The 17,030-nt window shown below is 37.3% G+C and carries 20 protein-coding genes; 14 read left to right on the top strand and 6 right to left on the bottom strand.

Translation table 11 applies throughout. The features are described from left to right. Window positions 1-307 precede the first annotated feature (307 nt). Both QF042_RS23950 and QF042_RS23945 read right to left on the bottom strand, forming a co-directional pair. Window positions 308-625, bottom strand: a complete 318-nt coding sequence (locus QF042_RS23950; protein WP_307532673.1) for a DUF4157 domain-containing protein — start codon at window positions 623-625, stop codon at window positions 308-310. Window positions 626-672: 47 nt separating this feature from the next. Continuing rightward, window positions 673-1,122 (bottom strand): hypothetical protein, encoded by a 450-nt coding sequence (locus tag QF042_RS23945; RefSeq protein ID WP_307532672.1) that lies wholly within the window; start codon window positions 1,120-1,122, stop codon window positions 673-675. Between the two features lie 258 nt (window positions 1,123-1,380). Between QF042_RS23945 and QF042_RS23940 the strand changes: the two genes are divergently transcribed. Next, entirely contained in the window at window positions 1,381-1,968 is a 588-nt protein-coding gene (locus tag QF042_RS23940) for a YceI family protein (protein WP_307532671.1), read from the top strand. 250 nt (window positions 1,969-2,218) lie between these two features. Here the strand turns inward: QF042_RS23940 and QF042_RS23935 are convergent, their stop codons facing one another. Together QF042_RS23935 and QF042_RS23930 are read right to left on the bottom strand one after the other, a co-directional pair. After that, window positions 2,219-2,986 (bottom strand): MBL fold metallo-hydrolase, encoded by a 768-nt coding sequence (locus tag QF042_RS23935; RefSeq protein WP_307532670.1) that lies wholly within the window; start codon window positions 2,984-2,986, stop codon window positions 2,219-2,221. A gap of 11 nt (window positions 2,987-2,997) precedes the next feature. Continuing rightward, window positions 2,998-4,347, bottom strand: coding sequence for a Fic family protein (locus tag QF042_RS23930; RefSeq protein WP_307532669.1), 1,350 nt, complete (start codon window positions 4,345-4,347; stop codon window positions 2,998-3,000). 142 nt (window positions 4,348-4,489) lie between these two features. Here QF042_RS23930 and QF042_RS23925 point away from each other — a divergent pair, with 142 nt between their 5' ends. The 12 genes from QF042_RS23925 (at window position 4,490) to QF042_RS23870 (ending at window position 14,143) form a co-directional block, all read left to right on the top strand. Next, window positions 4,490-5,815: a sulfatase-like hydrolase/transferase gene (locus tag QF042_RS23925; RefSeq protein ID WP_307532668.1), complete on the top strand. Its 1,326-nt coding sequence runs from the start codon at window positions 4,490-4,492 to the stop codon at window positions 5,813-5,815. Between the two features lie 102 nt (window positions 5,816-5,917). Then, entirely contained in the window at window positions 5,918-7,618 is a 1,701-nt protein-coding gene (gene recJ / locus QF042_RS23920) for a single-stranded-DNA-specific exonuclease RecJ (protein ID WP_307532667.1), read from the top strand. Between the two features lie 82 nt (window positions 7,619-7,700). Further along, a complete protein-coding gene (lptB, locus tag QF042_RS23915) occupies window positions 7,701-8,441 on the top strand; it encodes an LPS export ABC transporter ATP-binding protein (protein WP_057931148.1) in 741 nt (246 codons plus the stop codon). 158 nt (window positions 8,442-8,599) lie between these two features. Next, window positions 8,600-10,117 carry a GH3 auxin-responsive promoter family protein gene (locus tag QF042_RS23910; RefSeq protein ID WP_307532666.1) on the top strand — a complete coding sequence of 506 codons (1,518 nt, stop codon included), beginning with the start codon at window positions 8,600-8,602 and terminating at the stop codon, window positions 10,115-10,117. 32 nt (window positions 10,118-10,149) lie between these two features. Continuing rightward, window positions 10,150-10,374, top strand: coding sequence for a hypothetical protein (locus QF042_RS23905; protein ID WP_307532665.1), 225 nt, complete (start codon window positions 10,150-10,152; stop codon window positions 10,372-10,374). Window positions 10,375-10,379: 5 nt separating this feature from the next. Further along, window positions 10,380-10,787: a putative toxin-antitoxin system toxin component, PIN family gene (locus QF042_RS23900; protein WP_307532664.1), complete on the top strand. Its 408-nt coding sequence runs from the start codon at window positions 10,380-10,382 to the stop codon at window positions 10,785-10,787. A gap of 74 nt (window positions 10,788-10,861) precedes the next feature. Continuing rightward, complete coding sequence (locus QF042_RS23895; protein ID WP_307532663.1) at window positions 10,862-11,488, top strand: DUF2306 domain-containing protein; 627 nt, start codon at window positions 10,862-10,864, stop codon at window positions 11,486-11,488. A gap of 21 nt (window positions 11,489-11,509) precedes the next feature. Beyond that, window positions 11,510-12,394, top strand: coding sequence for a YARHG domain-containing protein (locus QF042_RS23890; RefSeq protein WP_307532662.1), 885 nt, complete (start codon window positions 11,510-11,512; stop codon window positions 12,392-12,394). A gap of 17 nt (window positions 12,395-12,411) precedes the next feature. After that, on the top strand, window positions 12,412-12,846 hold the full coding sequence (locus QF042_RS23885) for a YkvA family protein (RefSeq protein WP_307532661.1): 435 nt from the start codon (window positions 12,412-12,414) through the stop codon (window positions 12,844-12,846). Further along, window positions 12,827-13,147, top strand: a complete 321-nt coding sequence (locus QF042_RS23880) for a DUF2752 domain-containing protein (RefSeq protein ID WP_307532660.1) — start codon at window positions 12,827-12,829, stop codon at window positions 13,145-13,147. Before QF042_RS23885 ends, QF042_RS23880 begins: the two co-directional genes overlap by 20 nt. 8 nt (window positions 13,148-13,155) lie before the next feature. Further along, window positions 13,156-13,635, top strand: a complete 480-nt coding sequence (locus tag QF042_RS23875; protein ID WP_307532659.1) for a CCC motif membrane protein — start codon at window positions 13,156-13,158, stop codon at window positions 13,633-13,635. Window positions 13,636-13,732: 97 nt separating this feature from the next. Then, window positions 13,733-14,143, top strand: a complete 411-nt coding sequence (locus QF042_RS23870) for a BrxA/BrxB family bacilliredoxin (protein WP_307532658.1) — start codon at window positions 13,733-13,735, stop codon at window positions 14,141-14,143. A gap of 317 nt (window positions 14,144-14,460) precedes the next feature. On the opposite strand, the gene cdaA is transcribed toward QF042_RS23870, so the two are convergent. Continuing rightward, the gene (cdaA, locus tag QF042_RS23865) at window positions 14,461-15,252 is read right to left on the bottom strand and encodes a diadenylate cyclase CdaA (RefSeq protein ID WP_307532657.1); all 792 of its coding nucleotides are present in this window, start codon (window positions 15,250-15,252) and stop codon (window positions 14,461-14,463) included. A 272-nt stretch (window positions 15,253-15,524) separates the two neighbouring features. Next, window positions 15,525-16,376 (bottom strand): dihydropteroate synthase, encoded by an 852-nt coding sequence (folP, locus tag QF042_RS23860; RefSeq protein ID WP_307532656.1) that lies wholly within the window; start codon window positions 16,374-16,376, stop codon window positions 15,525-15,527. Between the two features lie 98 nt (window positions 16,377-16,474). Here folP and QF042_RS23855 point away from each other — a divergent pair, with 98 nt between their 5' ends. Further along, window positions 16,475-17,020, top strand: coding sequence for a DUF1599 domain-containing protein (locus QF042_RS23855; RefSeq protein ID WP_307532655.1), 546 nt, complete (start codon window positions 16,475-16,477; stop codon window positions 17,018-17,020). Window positions 17,021-17,030: the final 10 nt, after the last annotated feature.

Below are 17,030 nucleotides of genomic sequence, written 5' to 3'. Positions count from 1 at the left end.
TCTCTCCATTCCACTGCGTTTCAGTCGAGATGACGATTTTTCTTATGAATATATCAATGGAAGATACAAAGCATTTTTTTTTGGAAACGAATGTCACTTTCCATCTGAGGCTGCAACCCTGCCATTCGCTTCAATCTTTTTGTGGTTTCTGCTCTCGTTACATCGTCATTGCGAGGAGGAACGACGAAGCAATCTTTTACTGTAAGTGCAAACAAAAAGGATTTTCGCTGCTGTCAGGTTTAGGAATGAAGGGGTTTGAAGTGTAAAGTAATAGGTCGAGAGAGCGATTCAATTATTCAATCTATCCTTAAAGATCAGCTGCTTTTGCCCCCATTTTGTCAGCTTCTTTTTCCAGGCCAGAATCATCAGTAATAACTTCATTAGATTTGAGCTGAGTGCTTGCTTTAACCCTGCCTTGTGTTTGTTGTACTACATGCCATGCTTCGTGCGGTAAATGTTCTTCCTGGCCCGATGCTAAATGGATGTCAATACCCTGTGCGTAGGCCAAAGCAGCCAATTGTGCAGGTTTATCCGAATTGAAGTGGACACGAACATCATCCATCGAAATACCCGAAAGTGCTTCAATGCCATTTTTTAACTTGTCTGGTAAATTTTTCTTAGCCATGCTTTAGTTGCCCGATTTCAATGCCTTTTATAGATCAAGGTTTCTTCCTATTTAAATAAACCTTCAGAATTAACATTATAACCTAAAACTTTAATCTGGTCGTTTTCTGCAGTTAAGGTAACTGTTTCTTTTGCTTGAAATTTTGCTCTTTCTACAACATAATATAGTACATACTTTGCAGATGGATTTGAGCCTCTGATTACTTTCGTTTCCCAGTGATCTAACTTTTTGTTTTTTATTTCACCTAGCTTGTTTACAGCCCCGGTTAAATAGTCATTTAATTTTTGTGTGCTGGTTGTTGCTTTAAATTGATCGCTAAGAAGAGGGCTTAGATTTTTCAAATCATTTTTCTCAACCAAAGCGTAAAATTGATCTGCTACTTTCTCTGCATCTTTTTTATCTTCCTCGCGATTGAGGTAAGCGCTATTAAAGTTGCATCCGGTTAAGGTAAAAAATAAGCATAGTAGGTACAGAGCAGCGTAAAATTTATTTTTCATGAATGGGTCTGGATTTTAATTTTTTAAAGATATGATATTATTTTTTCTAGAACGGAAAACCTTATGCCTTAAACCTTCAGCCTTCTACCTTTCTATATTTCACATTAAAAAGTAAACAAATTAAACCTTCACTACAATTGTGCAGTCAATAGAATGATTTTAAATAAATCCGATTACTTTTGAAAAAACTTAACATAGGTCAATAACAAGAGATCGGCAGTTAATCTATATTTGTATCAAATTTTAAAAAACCAGAAAATGAAATTAAAAATTAGCTCAATTTTTTTATTAGTAGCAGTAGTAGCCTTGTCAGCTTTTAAAAACCCTACTAAACCAGTAACTTATACTGTAGATGCAGCAAAATCGACCATCACTTGGGTTGGTAAAAAAGTAACAGGTTCTCACAACGGAACTGTAGCGTTACAATCAGGTACTTTAGCCGTTAACGGTAAAAATGTAACTGGTGGTACATTTGTGATTGATATGGCTTCAATTAAAGATGCTGATGGCAGCGCTAAATTAGAAGGTCACTTAAAAGCAGATGATTTCTTCGGTACAGCTAAATTCCCAACTTCAACCTTCGTAATTACTAAAGTGGTCGGTTCAGGTGCTAATGTAACGGTATCAGGTAATTTAACCATCAAAGGTATTACTAAACCATTAAGCTTCCCTGCAACTGTAACGGTTAATGCAGATGGTACAGCTTCAGCTTTGGCTGGTAAAATCGTTGTTGACAGAACTAAATATGACATCAAATATGGTTCTAAATCATTCTTCGACAGCATTGGCGACAAAGCAATCGATGATAACTTTGAATTAGCTGTTAAATTAGTAGCTAAAAAATAATTATTTCCGTCTCGGAAAAAGAAAAGCCTCGGCATGTGTCGAGGCTTTTTTTGTGCCAGCTGAAGCAGGCAACAATGAATGATTGGTAAGTAAATCAGGTGACGATGAATTTCATTGTGGTTCGGCTTTAGCCAACCACGATTTAAGAAAAATAATAAATCGCCTTTTTAGCCTCAAGTATACTAAATCCATTATAGGTCTGTTTTCCCCTAAACCCTAAACCCTAAACCCTAAACCCTAAACCCTAAACCTACCTAATCCTAAATCCGCCCTCAACAGCATCAACAAAACCGGTTGCGGCACTTTTGCCATGGTAAAATAAACATTCCCAGTTTTCTTCAGCTGCTCGTTTTCCAAATTCTTTACGCAGTTCCATTGCCTTGCGGCCATCGAAATCATATTTGGCTATAAAGTTTTTAACCAGCTCTTCAGGTTCAGGCAGTACGTCACCTCCAAAAAATATTTTCTGTTTGCCTTCTGTTAAAAGGAAAACCTGGTGATTGGGGCAGTGTGCGCCTGTAAATTCGAAAGCAGTGGTTTCATCTAATGCGCCATCGCCCTCTACAAATTTTAATTGAGCGTTACGCTGAACAAAATCGAAAATATCGGTATGGTAAGAAGATGAAGTGCTGCTAAATGCCGTTTCCCACTCACCACGGTTAATTACATATTCTGCATCAGGGAAACTCAGTTCGACTTTATCATTCCCCTGTTTATGGATCATTCCTCCGGAGTGGTCGTAATGTAAATGTGACATTAAAACCTTGGTTACATCAGTCGGGTCGAAACCCGCATTGCGGATATTTTTATGTAAAATCAATTCACCATGGTCATCACTAAACCCCAAACCTGTATCAAAAAGTATCAAATCATTCTTCAGCTCGACTAAAAAAGGCTGAACGCTAACAAATAGTGATGCGGGTCTATCTTTAAAATGATGTATGGCAGGGTCGAAAGGAACAAATTTCTTTGACGCATCAACTGAATAGGTGCCTTCGAATAGGGTATGAACTAGCAAAATGTATAAATTTATATGTTAAGATTTGTTGCTGATTTGATTTCATCTATGACATATGAAACTACTACTTTAACGATACTATCAATGTTGTGTTTTGATAAGAAAGTTTTATAAGGTAAAATGATTAACTCTTCATTTTTGAATTTATTTGAAATTCTATAATTATAGCCATCAAAATCAATCTGTAAAGTATAATTTATGTCTTTATGTCTTATTGTTTTCTTAAGAGCAGTACAATTAAAATTTATAATTGCTGCTTGTATTTCGTAAGCCTTGAAAGAACTTCCAAACAAAAAGTCATCTGACGTGAAAAATAATTGATCATGATATCCATTTGGCTTAACATGTGAGATTTGTATATTACATTCCGCTTTTACAAATAGATCTTTTATTTTGTCAATTTTTGAATTAAGCTCGAGAAACAAGGGGATAATACTGTTTTCCATAACGTTTGCAACATCCGAATAAGTTTTTTCTTGCTCAAATTCATTCGGGACTTGGTTAAGTTCCTGTTTCAATAATTCCAATTCCTTATCTAAATCATCATCCTCATCGATATCTTCTCCTTTAGCTGCTTTAATGCTCAAATCTAAACTCCATAAAAGCTGATTTCCAATATATTCAACAAAAGTACTTAAATCTCCAGTATCTGCACGGTTTAATGCAGCCAGATAATCTTTTTTAGCTGCACTTTTAATAATGACTAAAGGCAGATTATTTTTAGCAAAAACATAATTCATTAAAAGTCTCGCGGTTCTGCCATTACCATCATCGAAAGGATGGATCCGCACAAATCGGTAATGTAACAGTGCTGCTAAAAGTACAGGATCTTCTGTTCCGTTGTTTTCATTGAACCAGGCAACAAGTTCGGCCATTTCTTTTTGCACATCACCTGGAGCAGAATAACTAAAAATTTCTCCGTTAGAAAGTCTTACCGAATTTGGTGTTTTTTTATATTCACCTGGTATGATTTGTTTACGCGTATCTTGTCCATCTGCAGTGATGGCATCTTTCCAAAATGGTTTAACCAAGATTTTTGCATTTAAATCTCTTATGAAATTTTCCAATAAAGGTCTTTCTGTTTCGGCTGCTTCTTCTTGGATCATGCGTAAAGCAACATCATGTGCCTGCATTTCCTGATACTCACGATAATCGTGCGTTCCTTCTGTTTGATCAAAAATTAACAATAATTCAGTTTCGCCATAAGTTAGGGTATTGCCTTCTAAATGATTGGAATTAAAATTAAATTCTAAACGAAACTTCTTATCAAGTTTGGCTTGATTTTCAGGGCTTAAAGGCTTTAAGGAATTAAGCAGATCTGATTTTTCTTTAATTTCGGATAGCAAGTTTTTAGAAAGCATTGGCAAAGATTTAACTATTAATGAAAGATGTTAAATTAAGAATAATCTATAAACAAAGGTAACAATCTAAACTTGAGTATTTGTTTTGGTAAAAGCTTGGATACTTCCTTTTTTTGTAAAATATGATGCTTAAATTTCCAGCATGAATCTCCGAATCTTAATTTTTCTGCTGGCTATAAGTTTTTCTACACAGTTAAAAGCACAGCAAAAACCCAACGTAATTATCGTATTGGCTGATGATATGGGTTATGCCGATATTTCATGTTATGGAAGTCCGCTGATTAAGACGCCGTTTTTAGATGGAATGGCTGCGAATGGGATTAAAGCCACAAACTTTGTTACCACTTCACCAACCTGTACACCATCAAGAGCATCATTGCTAACAGGAAGATACTGTAGCAGGATGGATTTGCCATGGCCAATAGGCCCGGGCGATAAACGTGGCATACCTGAAGATGAAATTACCATTGCGCAGATGCTTAAACAATCAGGCTATGCTACTGCTTTAGTTGGAAAGTGGCATTTGGGCGATCATGGTGTTTCGCTACCTAATAAAAAGGGTTTTGATGAATTTTATGGTCTTTTGTATAGTCACGATTATAGAGCGCCTTACGTAAAAACGGATACCACGATTAAAGTTTTCAGAAATAATAAACCAGAAATTTACAAACCGCACGATAGTATTTTAACCAGTTCTTACACCCGCGAATCGATCAAATTTATCAAACAAAGTGCCGCAGCTAAGAAACCGTTTTTCCTGTACCTGGCGCAAAACATGCCACACTTACCTGTTGCCTTTGCGGCACAAAAAAGCCGAAGAATACCTTCGGCAGGTGGCGAACTGGGCGACGTGATTGAAGATATGGATGCCGGTTTAGCTGCAATCTGGAAACAGGTAGTCGCTTCCGGGCAGGCAGATAATACCATTTTTATCTTCACCAGTGATAATGGTCCCTGGATTAATGCGCCACAACGCATGTACGACGATGGTTTTACCAGGTTTTACCATGTGGGCTCAGCTGGAGTTTTTAGAGGATCGAAAGGTATTTCTTATGAAGGCGGACACCGTGTTCCCTTTATTGTATATTGGAAAGGCCATACACTTAATAATACCCAGTTAACCAAGCCCATTTCAAATCTGGATGTTTTTCCTACACTGGCCGAGTGGACAAAAAGCAAATTACCTCAAAAAGTGTATGATGGAGAATCGGTTTCAGCTTTGCTTACAACCAAAAATTACGATAAACCGCACCGCCCAATCTACTATCATAATTACGTTTTAGAAGGCGTAAAAGATGGCGACTGGAAACTGAGGATTACCAAAAAAGGCGATAAAGAACTTACTGAGCTGTACAATTTATCGTGGGATCCGGCTGAACGTGTAAATTTAATTGATGATGCAAAATATGCAAGCCAAAAGGCACATCTGATCAAGCTTTATCAAGAGTATCCCGGAAATTCCAAGTAAAATTTAACTTTTTGTTTTTAAAGGTCTTGTTCGTCAACCCATTAGATATTGCCTCCATCATATCCAATTAAAATGTATATTTACTGTTCGGAGACAGAATAAATGGAAAAAAGATGGGTACTGGCATCAGATTGCAATGATGCTGCGATAACAAAAATAGCAGAACAACTTAATATAGATCGCTCACTTGCACAAATACTCGTACAACGGAATATTTGTGATTTCGATCAGGCCAAAGATTTCTTCAGGCCAGATCTTGACCATCTTCATGATCCTTTTTTAATGAAGGATATGGATGTTGCTATAGCCCGCATTGAAACTGCATTGTCCAATCACGAAAAAATACTGATCTATGGCGATTATGATGTAGACGGTACAACTTCGGTTGCACTGGCCTTCAGTTTCTTTTCGCAGCTCACTAAAAACATCGAATATTATATTCCCGATCGCTATCTGGAAGGGTATGGCATTTCTACCGCGGGGATTGATTATGCCAGTGAAAATGGGTTCTCTTTAATTATTGCCTTAGATTGTGGAATAAAATCTATCGATAAAATTGATTACGCCAACAATTTAGGTGTCGATTTCATTATCTGCGATCACCATTTACCCGGAGATGAACTGCCTCAAGCCATTGCTGTTTTAGATCCTAAACGTTCAGACTGTGAATACCCTTTTAAAGAACTTGCAGGCTGCGGTATTGGCTTTAAACTTGCGCAAGCTTATGCGCAAAAACATCAGCTTCCGAAAGAAACTTACCTGCAATATTTAGATTTAGTGATGGTAAGCATCGCTGCTGATATTGTTCCGGTAGTGGGCGAGAATAGGATTTTAGCCTATTATGGCTTAAAAAAATTAAATACCAATCCATGCGAAGGTCTGCGTGCCCTGATGGAAGTGTCGGGTAAAACCGAAAACTACAGCATTACCGATGTGGTTTTTACATTAGGCCCGCGCATTAATGCCGCCGGAAGGATAGACCATGCTAAACATGCAGTTGCCATGTTGCTTTGCCAGGTAGATGGAAACGCATTGGAGCAAAGCGAACTAATAAACCTTAAAAATACAGAGCGTAAAACCTACGATCAGGACATTACCCGCGAGGCATTGGCTTTAATTGGGGAAAGTGATATCCTGATCAACAAAAAAACTACCGTTGTATTTAACGAAAACTGGCATAAGGGGGTAATCGGAATCGTAGCTTCGCGTTTAACTGAAAAGTATTATCGCCCAACAATTGTATTAACGAAATCTAACGGACATGTAGCAGGTTCTTGCCGATCGGTGGTTGGTTTTGATTTATACGAAGCTTTAAGCGGTTGTGCCGATTTATTGGATCAATATGGTGGACATAAATTTGCAGCAGGTTTAACTATGCAGCAACACAATGTAGATGCCCTTGCTGATAAATTTGAAGAAATTGTATCGGCCAGTATCACAGAAGAACTCCTTACACCGATGATCAGGATTGATGCTGAAATCGAACTGGCGCAGATAGATGGTAAATTCTATCGCGTTTTATCGCAAATGGGACCCTTTGGCCCAGAAAATATGGCTCCTATATTTGTTACCCATAACGTATATCTCGCACAGCACGCCATGGCTGTTGGCGCAAATCATTTAAAAATTAATATAAAACAACAAAATTCGCCTATTTTTGAAGGCATTGCATTCGGATTGGCCGAATTTGAAAATCTTTTACAACCAAAAGTGCCATTTTCGGTTTGTTATACGTTAGAAGAAAACGTATGGAGAGATAAGAAACGTTTGCAGTTAAATATTAAAGGAATAAAAGTTAATTAACTATTTCCAAGGTGTCATCCTGAGCCCGTCGAAGGACATTTCGACAAGCTCAATGTGACAGACCAAGGATAGCAATCAATATATGATATTAAGAGCCGAAAATCTCGTTAAAAAATATAAACAGCGTACCGTTGTAAACAATGTTTCCTTCAATGTAAGTCAAGGAGAAATTGTTGGTCTTTTGGGCCCCAATGGAGCCGGAAAAACAACTTCATTTTACATGATTGTGGGGCTGATCAAGCCAAATGAAGGCCGTATCTTTTTAGAGGAAGAAGATATTACCGAAGATCCGATGTACCGAAGGGCACAAAAAGGGATCGGTTATCTGGCTCAAGAAGCATCTGTTTTTAGAAAACTTACTGTTGAGGATAATATCCTGGCCATTTTGGAAATGAGCAAATTGACCAAGGAAGAACAGCGTGATAAACTCGAAGAACTAATTAACGAGTTTAGCTTGCATAAAGTGCGTAAAAACCGTGGCGATTTATTATCGGGAGGTGAACGTCGCCGTACCGAAATTGCGCGTGCTTTAGCCGCCAACCCTAATTTTATCTTATTAGATGAACCTTTTGCAGGGGTAGACCCAATTGCGGTAGAAGAAATCCAAAGTATTGTAGCCAAACTGAAACATAAAAATATAGGAATCTTAATTACCGATCACAACGTACAGGAAACACTTTCCATTACCGATAGGGCATACCTGCTTTTTGAAGGTAAAATTTTGGAACAGGGTGTTCCTGAAGTATTAGCTGAGAACGAGATGGTAAGAAAAGTTTATCTTGGGTCGAACTTTGTGCTGAAACGTAAGAAATTTGATGTTTAATATTAACCAATTCTTGTCCCGGTTTTCAGGAATAAAGATCATAAACACAGATAAAACTATTTCAGGTAAAGAGATCAGATTATTGTTGCAACAAAAACAACAGTATTTGTGTTTATCTGTCAACATCTGTGGTAAAAATCAGCTGTTTATTTTTTAATATGGCATTTGTAAATTCAATTTTTACCTGGTTAATGAAAAAGCGGATCCACCAGATCGAGCTTTTTATGAAATATCCGTACGATGTTCAGGAAGAGTGGTTCCATACCCTGATTGATAGTGCCGAAAATACCGAATGGGGCAAACTGTACGATTATAAATCAATCTTAACTCCACAACAATACCAGGAGCGTGTTCCGATCCAAAATTACGATACCTTAAAACCTTATATTGAGCGCATGCTTAATGGCGAACAGAATATTCTCTGGCCGTCTGATATCAAATGGTTTGCAAAATCATCAGGTACCACAAGTGATAGGAGTAAGTTTATTCCTGTTTCTCCGGAATCGTTAGAGGAATGCCATTTTAAAGGTGGTAAAGATATGCTTTCCATTTACTGTAATAACCGTCCCGATAACCAGATGTTTACCGGGAAAGGTTTGGTTTTAGGTGGCAGCCATCAGGTTAATCAGTTAAACGAAGATTGTTTTTATGGCGATTTATCTGCCGTATTGATTAAAAATCTTCCCATCTGGGCTGAATATTACCGAACGCCCGATATGTCTATTGCTTTGATGGACAATTACGAAATCAAGATGGATAGAATGGCTGAAGCCACCATCAATGAAAATGTAACCAGCATTTCGGGCGTACCCACCTGGACTATTGTACTGGCCAAAAAGGTGCTCGAACTTACCGGGAAGCAGAATTTACTGGAGGTTTGGCCAAACCTCGAATTGTATATCCACGGTGCGGTAAACTTCGCACCTTATCGTGAGCAGTTTAAACAGCTCATCCCATCCGATGAAATGTACTATCTGGAAACTTATAATGCCTCCGAAGGATTTTTCGGCATTCAGGATCAGGATAACTCAGAAGAAATGTTACTGATGCTGGATTATGGTATTTTCTATGAATTTGTGCCGATGGAGAATATCTGTGAAGAAAATCCAAAGGCATTGATGCTGGGTGAAGTTGAATTGCATAAAAATTACGCCATTGTTATTTCTACAAACGGTGGTTTATGGCGTTATATGATTGGTGATACCATTCAATTTACTTCTCTTTCTCCTTACCGCATTAAAATTACCGGGCGTACCAAACATTTCATTAATGCCTTTGGCGAAGAAGTGATTATTGATAATGCAGAACAGGCCTTAACCAAAGCTTGTCAGGAAACCGGTGCCGAAATTAAAGATTATACCGCCGGACCTATTTACTTTAAAGATGAAAAAGCTGGTGGGCACGAGTGGATCATAGAATTTGATAAACAGCCGAATGATTTTGAGAAATTTGTTGATGTTATGGACAATACACTCCGCGAGGTGAACTCTGATTATGATGCCAAACGTTTTAAGGATATGGCTTTAGCCCGCCCCAAAGTGCATAATGCGCCTGCCAATACCTTTTATAATTGGTTAAAAGCAAAAGATAAACTCGGCGGACAGCATAAAGTACCACGTTTAGCCAATGAGCGAAAATATGTAGATGATATTTTGGAGATGATGAAATCATCTTAGCATATTATTGATTATATTTGTTTTAGTTCACAATGAAAAATATGGAAGCGACAGGGAAATTGACAAATGTTCAGCTAGAGCTATTAAAATTATTTCAATATAATTTATCCGATAATCAATTGAATGATATTAAAGAAATGTTGACCAAATATTTCGCAAAATCGGCATCGGATGAAATGGATAAACTCTGGGATGAGAAAAATTGGGATGAAAGTACAATTGAATCTTGGAAGAATGAACATCTAAGAAAAAAATAAGATTAATGAAAGTTGTACTAGATATTAATGTACTTCTTGTCTCAATTCCTAAAAAATCAAAATATAGGCCGATTTTTGATGCTTTAATTAGTGGATATTTTCACACAGTAATTAGCAACGACATTCTTTCAGAATACGTCGAAATTTTAGAACAAAAAACAAATTTTCTTGTAGCAAGCAATATCGCTGAGTTGTTGCTAAATCTTAAAAATGTAGAAAAAGTTGACATATATTTTGAGTGGAAACTGATTTTATCTGATTTAGATGATAATAAGTATGTAGATGCCTATGTCTGTAGTAATGCTGATTACATTATAACAAATGACCATCATTTTAAAATATTAAAACAAATAGAATTTCCTAAAGTTAATATTCTAACAATCGATGAATTTCTATCAATAATCGAAGAATAACGCTGCTCAATCATGAAAAACATCCTCATCTTTTTATTCTTAGGATCATGAGTTATTACTGTTTAACAGAATAAATGAAAATCATCAGCTATAAACGCGTAGCCTGGCTATTGTTTTTTGCCTATTTCTTTGTGTTAATGGGGCAGATTACCCTACGTTATATTCCGCTGAGCAGTGAAGTGTCTTTTCTGCAGATTAAACAAACCGAAGTATCAGGGATCAAAGCCTATCTGCCTATATTTTATGTGCACGTTTACAGTGCCATATTTGTACTGCTGGCTGGTTTTACACAGTTTAATCCTAAAATTTTAGCTAAATATCCCAAAGTACATAAATGGTTGGGCTACTTGTATGCGGGCTTCGTATTGTTACTTGCCGCGCCGTCTGGTATTTTTATTGGCTGGTTTGCAAATGGCGGATTAATAGCTAAAACCTCATTTATTATTTTAGGAATTTCGTGGTTCTGGTTTACCCTAAAGGCGGTCCAGTTGATATTAAGCAGAAAAATAATAGCCCATAAAAAGTTTATGTACCGCAGTTTTGCTTTGGCAACTTCTGCGATAACATTAAGGCTATGGAAAGTTATTTTAGTATATTTATTTCACCCAGCCCCCATGGATGTTTACCAGATTATCGCCTGGTTAGGCTGGATACCCAATTTGTTAATCGCCGAGTGGCTGATCAAAAAGAAAATTATTTGACTTTAACATATATACATATCGATGAAAAAAATCTTATTATTCGCTCTGATTCCCTTTTTGATGCTTTCATGCAGAGATACCAAAAAAACGAAAAAAGAAAAAGTAACAGGCATTGCGCAGCAGGAAATTCACAAAGAACTTTATGGGTTTTGGGTTGGCGATTTTTACACAACAGATGAGTTAGAATATGAAGGAGATATGTCGGATGCGGTTAAAAAACTGAATATCAATATTAAAAAAATAACCAAAGATACCGTAATTGCACAAAGTGTAGTTTCAGGCAACAGCCGCCCGCTATTGGGCAAAATATCAGAAGATGGTGGTAAAATTACCTTCATTCTGGATGAACCTGGTACTGATAAATACGATGGGAAATTTGAAATTACCCTTGTTGGCGATACGCTGATCGGCAAGTGGAACGCTTATAAAAAGGAGCTGAAATGGCCTGAGAAAGAATTTAAATTATTAAAAAAAGCTTTCGAATATAATGCAAACCGTATGCTGCCAACAGAAATGGAATATGTAGACTGGAGCGACCACAAAATGGTAGAAAGTTTAGATACCCTTGAAGATGGAACAATTGATTCATTGGGAGCCAATACTTTTTACCGAAGTGCTTCTGAACAAATATTTAAATTGAATGCATCAACCGTTCTACTGAAGGAAGAAGATGTAAAGAATTTAAGGAAATTAGACTTACAGATTATTAAAAATACCATTTTCGCCAGGCATGGTTATGCCTTTAAAAAACAAACTTTTAGAAATTTTTTCGATCCTGTAGAATGGTATGTTCCCGTTAAAAACAACGTTGATAATGATTTAACCTCGATAGAAAATAAAAATATTAAGTTATTAGATCGTTTTACCAAATACGCGGAAGACAATTATGATGCTTTTGGCCGTTAATTTGTAAAGTATTAATTATGAAATTGAATAGAGAGAAAATACTTGGGTTCTTTAAGAAATCGCAAAGCAAAGCTTCGGTGATCTTAAGTGATAAAACCAAAGCCAACAATACGATTAAAGACGCACTTGGTAAGGCGGTAACCAATAAAAGTGATTTGGAAGGGGTTTGGGCGAAGCTGGTATTGTTGTTTGCCGTATCTAAAGATTATGTGAACGGCGATTATACCGAAATCCCTAAAAGATCTATTATTGCCATTTTAGGAGGGCTGATTTATTTCCTTTCGCCTATAGATGTAATCCCTGATTTTGTGCCAGTTTTAGGCTTTGTTGATGATATCTACATCTTAAACCTGGTGTATAGGCAAGTGCTTAAAGATCTGGAAAAATATAAAGCATGGAAAGATGGGCAAGTGAAATTTATTGGCAATATTGATGGCTCAACGGCAACATAGTTTTCTGGATTGGATAGGTGAGCATCTTTTTACCTGCCCGTTTAGAGCCCATTTTGGATTTGATTGCCCAGGCTGCGGCTTGCAGCGTTCGGTTCTGGCTTTATTTCGGGGCGATTTAATGGCTTCCATTAAGTTTTATCCTGCAACAATTCCACTTATTTTTGTCGTGGTATTTACCATTGTTCACCTTAAGGCCGATTTTATGTTTGGGGCACAGCTGATAAAAATCGTTTTTGCAGGAGTTGCAGTAATTATTTTAATCAATTACATTTACAAAATATACACTCACCAATTGATCTAAATATAACTATGTCAGAAGAACAGGAAAACCTTCAAGAAAATAAACCTATTGATCTTTCAAAAGATCAAAATCCAGAACCTGCGCCGTTTCAGCCTTTAGGTAATGGACCGGTAACCCCGCCGCCATTTCAGCAACCACCACCATTTGGACAGTTTGGGGGAGGAGGTTTTGGTCAGCAGAACCTGCCAAACGCTACAGCTTCGCTAGTATTGGGTATTATAGCTATACCCGCATGTTGCTTTTATGGCATATTTGGGTTAATATTTGGTGTAATTGCCTGGATATTAGGAGCAGGTGATATGAAAAAATATCAGCTTAACCCAAGTTTGTATACCGAATCATCGTATAAAAATGCTAAAGCAGGTAAAATCTGTGGAATGATTGCTACAATTTTAAGTTTACTTTTCATAGTAATCGTAGTATTGATAATAGCAGGTGCAATAGCTAATCCTCAGCTATTTGATGATTTTATAAAGGGTATGAAGTAGTTAATTAATTTTACCTTAAAAATATAAATCGGATGGTGCATGCCATTCGATTTTCTTATTTTTGTAGCATTGAAATTGTAAATAAAAAACTAAGATAATGTATCCAGAATATTTAGTAGAGCCAATGCGTAAGGAATTAACTAACGTAGGTTTTCAAGAATTAAAAAACGCAGAAGATGTAGATCAAGCTATTAAAGGCGAAGGGACTGTGTTGGTGGTGGTAAATTCGGTTTGCGGTTGCGCAGCAGCAAATGCACGTCCGGCGGCTAGAACAGCAGCAGCACACGAAAAACACCCTGATAAATTGGTTACTGTTTTTGCAGGAATGGAAAAAGAAGCGGTAGATCAGGCTAGAAATTACATGATGCCGTTCCCTCCATCTTCACCAGCAATGGCTTTGTTTAAAGATGGTAAATTGGTTCACATGATCGAACGTCACCAGATTGAAGGCCGTCCGGCACAAATGATTGCTGATAACCTGATTGGTGCTTTTGAACAATACTGCTAAAGATTGATTACACAGATTGAGGGATTACACCGATAAAAGGTGATTTAAATAATAATGAAATGGCGAGTGGAAACATTCACCATTTTTGCGTTTATTGTGATTTTTTGCCACGGAAACACAGAAAGCACGGAAACTCCTTTTGGTCTGTCAATCAAAATTTAACGCTTATTAAATTGTTTGCGATCGTCATTTCGAGCGGAGTGAAACGCAGTCGAGAAATCTAAAAGATAGATCTCTCCATTTCGCTGCGCTTCAGTCGAGATGACGATTCCTTGCTTTAATCTGTGTAATCACTAAAAATCCCCTTAATCGGTGCCTTAAAAATCTTTATTCAGTAATTTCTCCAGTTCTCCGAACGAAACATTCATCCTTACCCGGCCTTGTTTGGCATACGATATTTCTCCTGTTTCTTCAGATATGATTACCGCAACTGCATCTGTCGTTTCAGAAACACCAATACCTGCGCGGTGCCTTAGCCCAAATTGTGAGGGTAACTGGTCGTTATCTGTTAAAGGTAAAATACAACTGGCACTTTTAATTTTGTTTTCAGAAATAACCACGGCTCCATCATGCAGCGGACTGTTTTTCTGAAAGATACTTTCTAACAAACGTTTTGATATTTTAGCATCAACAAGCTCACAACTGTTGGCGAAAAATTGCTCGTCGTAAAATTTAACAAAAACGATTAATGCACCTGTACGGGTTTTTTTCATGCTTTTACAAGCATCAATAATGGGTTTTATTCTAGTTAAATTATTTCTTTCAATCTCTTTTCTACCGAATAAGTAACCCCACCAAGCTTTATTCTTTTGTAAAAAAGCATTTTTCCCGATCAGTAATAGGAAACGCCTGATCTCTGGATGGAAGATTACAATCAAAGCAATGATCCCCACACTCATAAATTTCTCAATGATAGCGGTAAGCAGCTTCATGTGCAAAGCATCAACAATACGATAGAATATCGCAATAATGAGCATCCCAACCAGCAGGTTAACAGCTAAGGTATTGCGGATTAGGGTATAAACGTAATAGATTAAAAGTGCCACAAGCACAATGTCTACCACGTCGGTAATGGTGAATTTTACGAAATCAAAATCTAATCCTTTCATCAACGGCAAGATAGTAAAACGGTTTTCAGTTTACAAGCAAGATAGGTTAACTGTTTGAACTGGTTAATCGGTTAATTTTTTTTGAAGATCGTCACCCTGATCTGTAGCGTAGCGGAAAGGTACGAAGTAAATTTATTTCAAGGTCTTTACCCGAAAAATAGATGCTGAAACCAGTTCAGCAGGACGAATCTATGGGGAATCGTCATCCTGAATTCATTTCAGGATCTAATAACAAATAATCGACCAATGTTGATTACTCCTATAACAGCCGCTTAACCCAGCATCTCCACCAACCGTACACACTCTGCCGCTTCCTTAACATCATGTACCCTTAAAATGCCCGCACCTTTTTGTAGTGCAATGGTATTGAGTACAGTTGTTCCGTTCAGGGCTTCTGCTGCCGAAGTGCCGAGTGTTTTGTAAATCATTCCTTTACGCGAGAAGCCCACTAAAATTGGAAGTTTAAAAATTTTAAAAGCTTCCAATTGGTTAAGCAACTCATAATTATGTTCAGTAGTTTTTCCGAAGCCAAAACCAGGGTCAATAATTACATCATGAATACGCAGCGCCTTAAGTGTCGCAACTTTTTTTGCCAGATAATCAATTACTTCTAACAATACATTGTTATAAACAGGATTTTGCTGCATATTTTGGGGAGTTCCCTGCATGTGCATCATTATGTAAGGTACCCGCAGTTTGGCTACGGTTTCTAACATTTGGTCGTCCAGGTCCCCAGCGGCAATATCGTTAATGATATGCGCACCTACCGAAATGGTTTCTTGGGCAACTTTTGCCCTGAAGGTATCGATAGAAATAACCGCTTCGGGAAATGCTTTTACTAAACTTTCTACCACGGGCACCAAACGATCAACCTCTTCATTGGTAGAAATATCTTTAGCGCCCGGTCTGGATGAGTATCCGCCTATATCGATAAATGTAGCACCTTCATTAAGAAACTGGGCAGCTTTGGTTAAAGCTTCGTCTATCGATTTTGTGCGACTATTGCTGTAAAAAGAATCGGGGGTGATATTTAAAATACCCATCACTTTTGGGCGGCTTAAATCGATAAGTTTACCTTTAATGTTTAAGCTTTGTTTGGGCTCAAAAAAGTTTTTTTCTGCCATAATAAACCTTTCGGGATTTGGGTTTCGCTTTAAAAATGTATCTTTAGCTTTTGTTTTTTCAGGACAAAAATACACTAAAAACTAAATAATTATTGGCTTTGGCACAAACAAATACCTCTACCGAATTTGATGAAGTGATTGCAGTTTGCAGATCATTATTTTTGAAAAAAACTAAAGATTACGGCACTGCATGGCGGATTTTAAGACTAAGTTCGATAACCGATCAGATTTTTATCAAAGCACAACGAATCCGTACCCTCGAAGAAAAAAAAGTAAGTAAGGTAGGAGAGGGTGTGATATCTGAATACATCGGGATTGTAAACTATTGCATTATTGCCATGATGCAACTCGAATTGACCGAGAGCGATCCGAACGAGATGCCTTATGCCGAAGTTGAAAAAAGATTTGAAGAAAAGGTAACGGAAACCAAAGATTTAATGTTTGCCAAAAACCACGATTATGGTGAGGCTTGGCGCGATATGCGCATTAGCTCATTAACCGACCTGATTTTGATGAAAATTTTTAGGGTAAAACAGATAGAAGACAACGAAGGGCAAACCCTGGCTTCGGAGGGTGTTCATGCGAATTATCAGGATATGTTGAACTATTCTGTTTTCGCACTGATCAAACTCGGCGTTAAATAAATAACGTAAT

Origin of the sequence: Pedobacter sp. W3I1 (assembly GCF_030816015.1) — a bacterium.
Taxonomy (GTDB): Bacteria; Bacteroidota; Bacteroidia; order Sphingobacteriales; family Sphingobacteriaceae; genus Pedobacter.
Note: the sequence above shows the minus strand (reverse complement) of the source record. Positions and strands in the feature narration are given on the sequence as shown.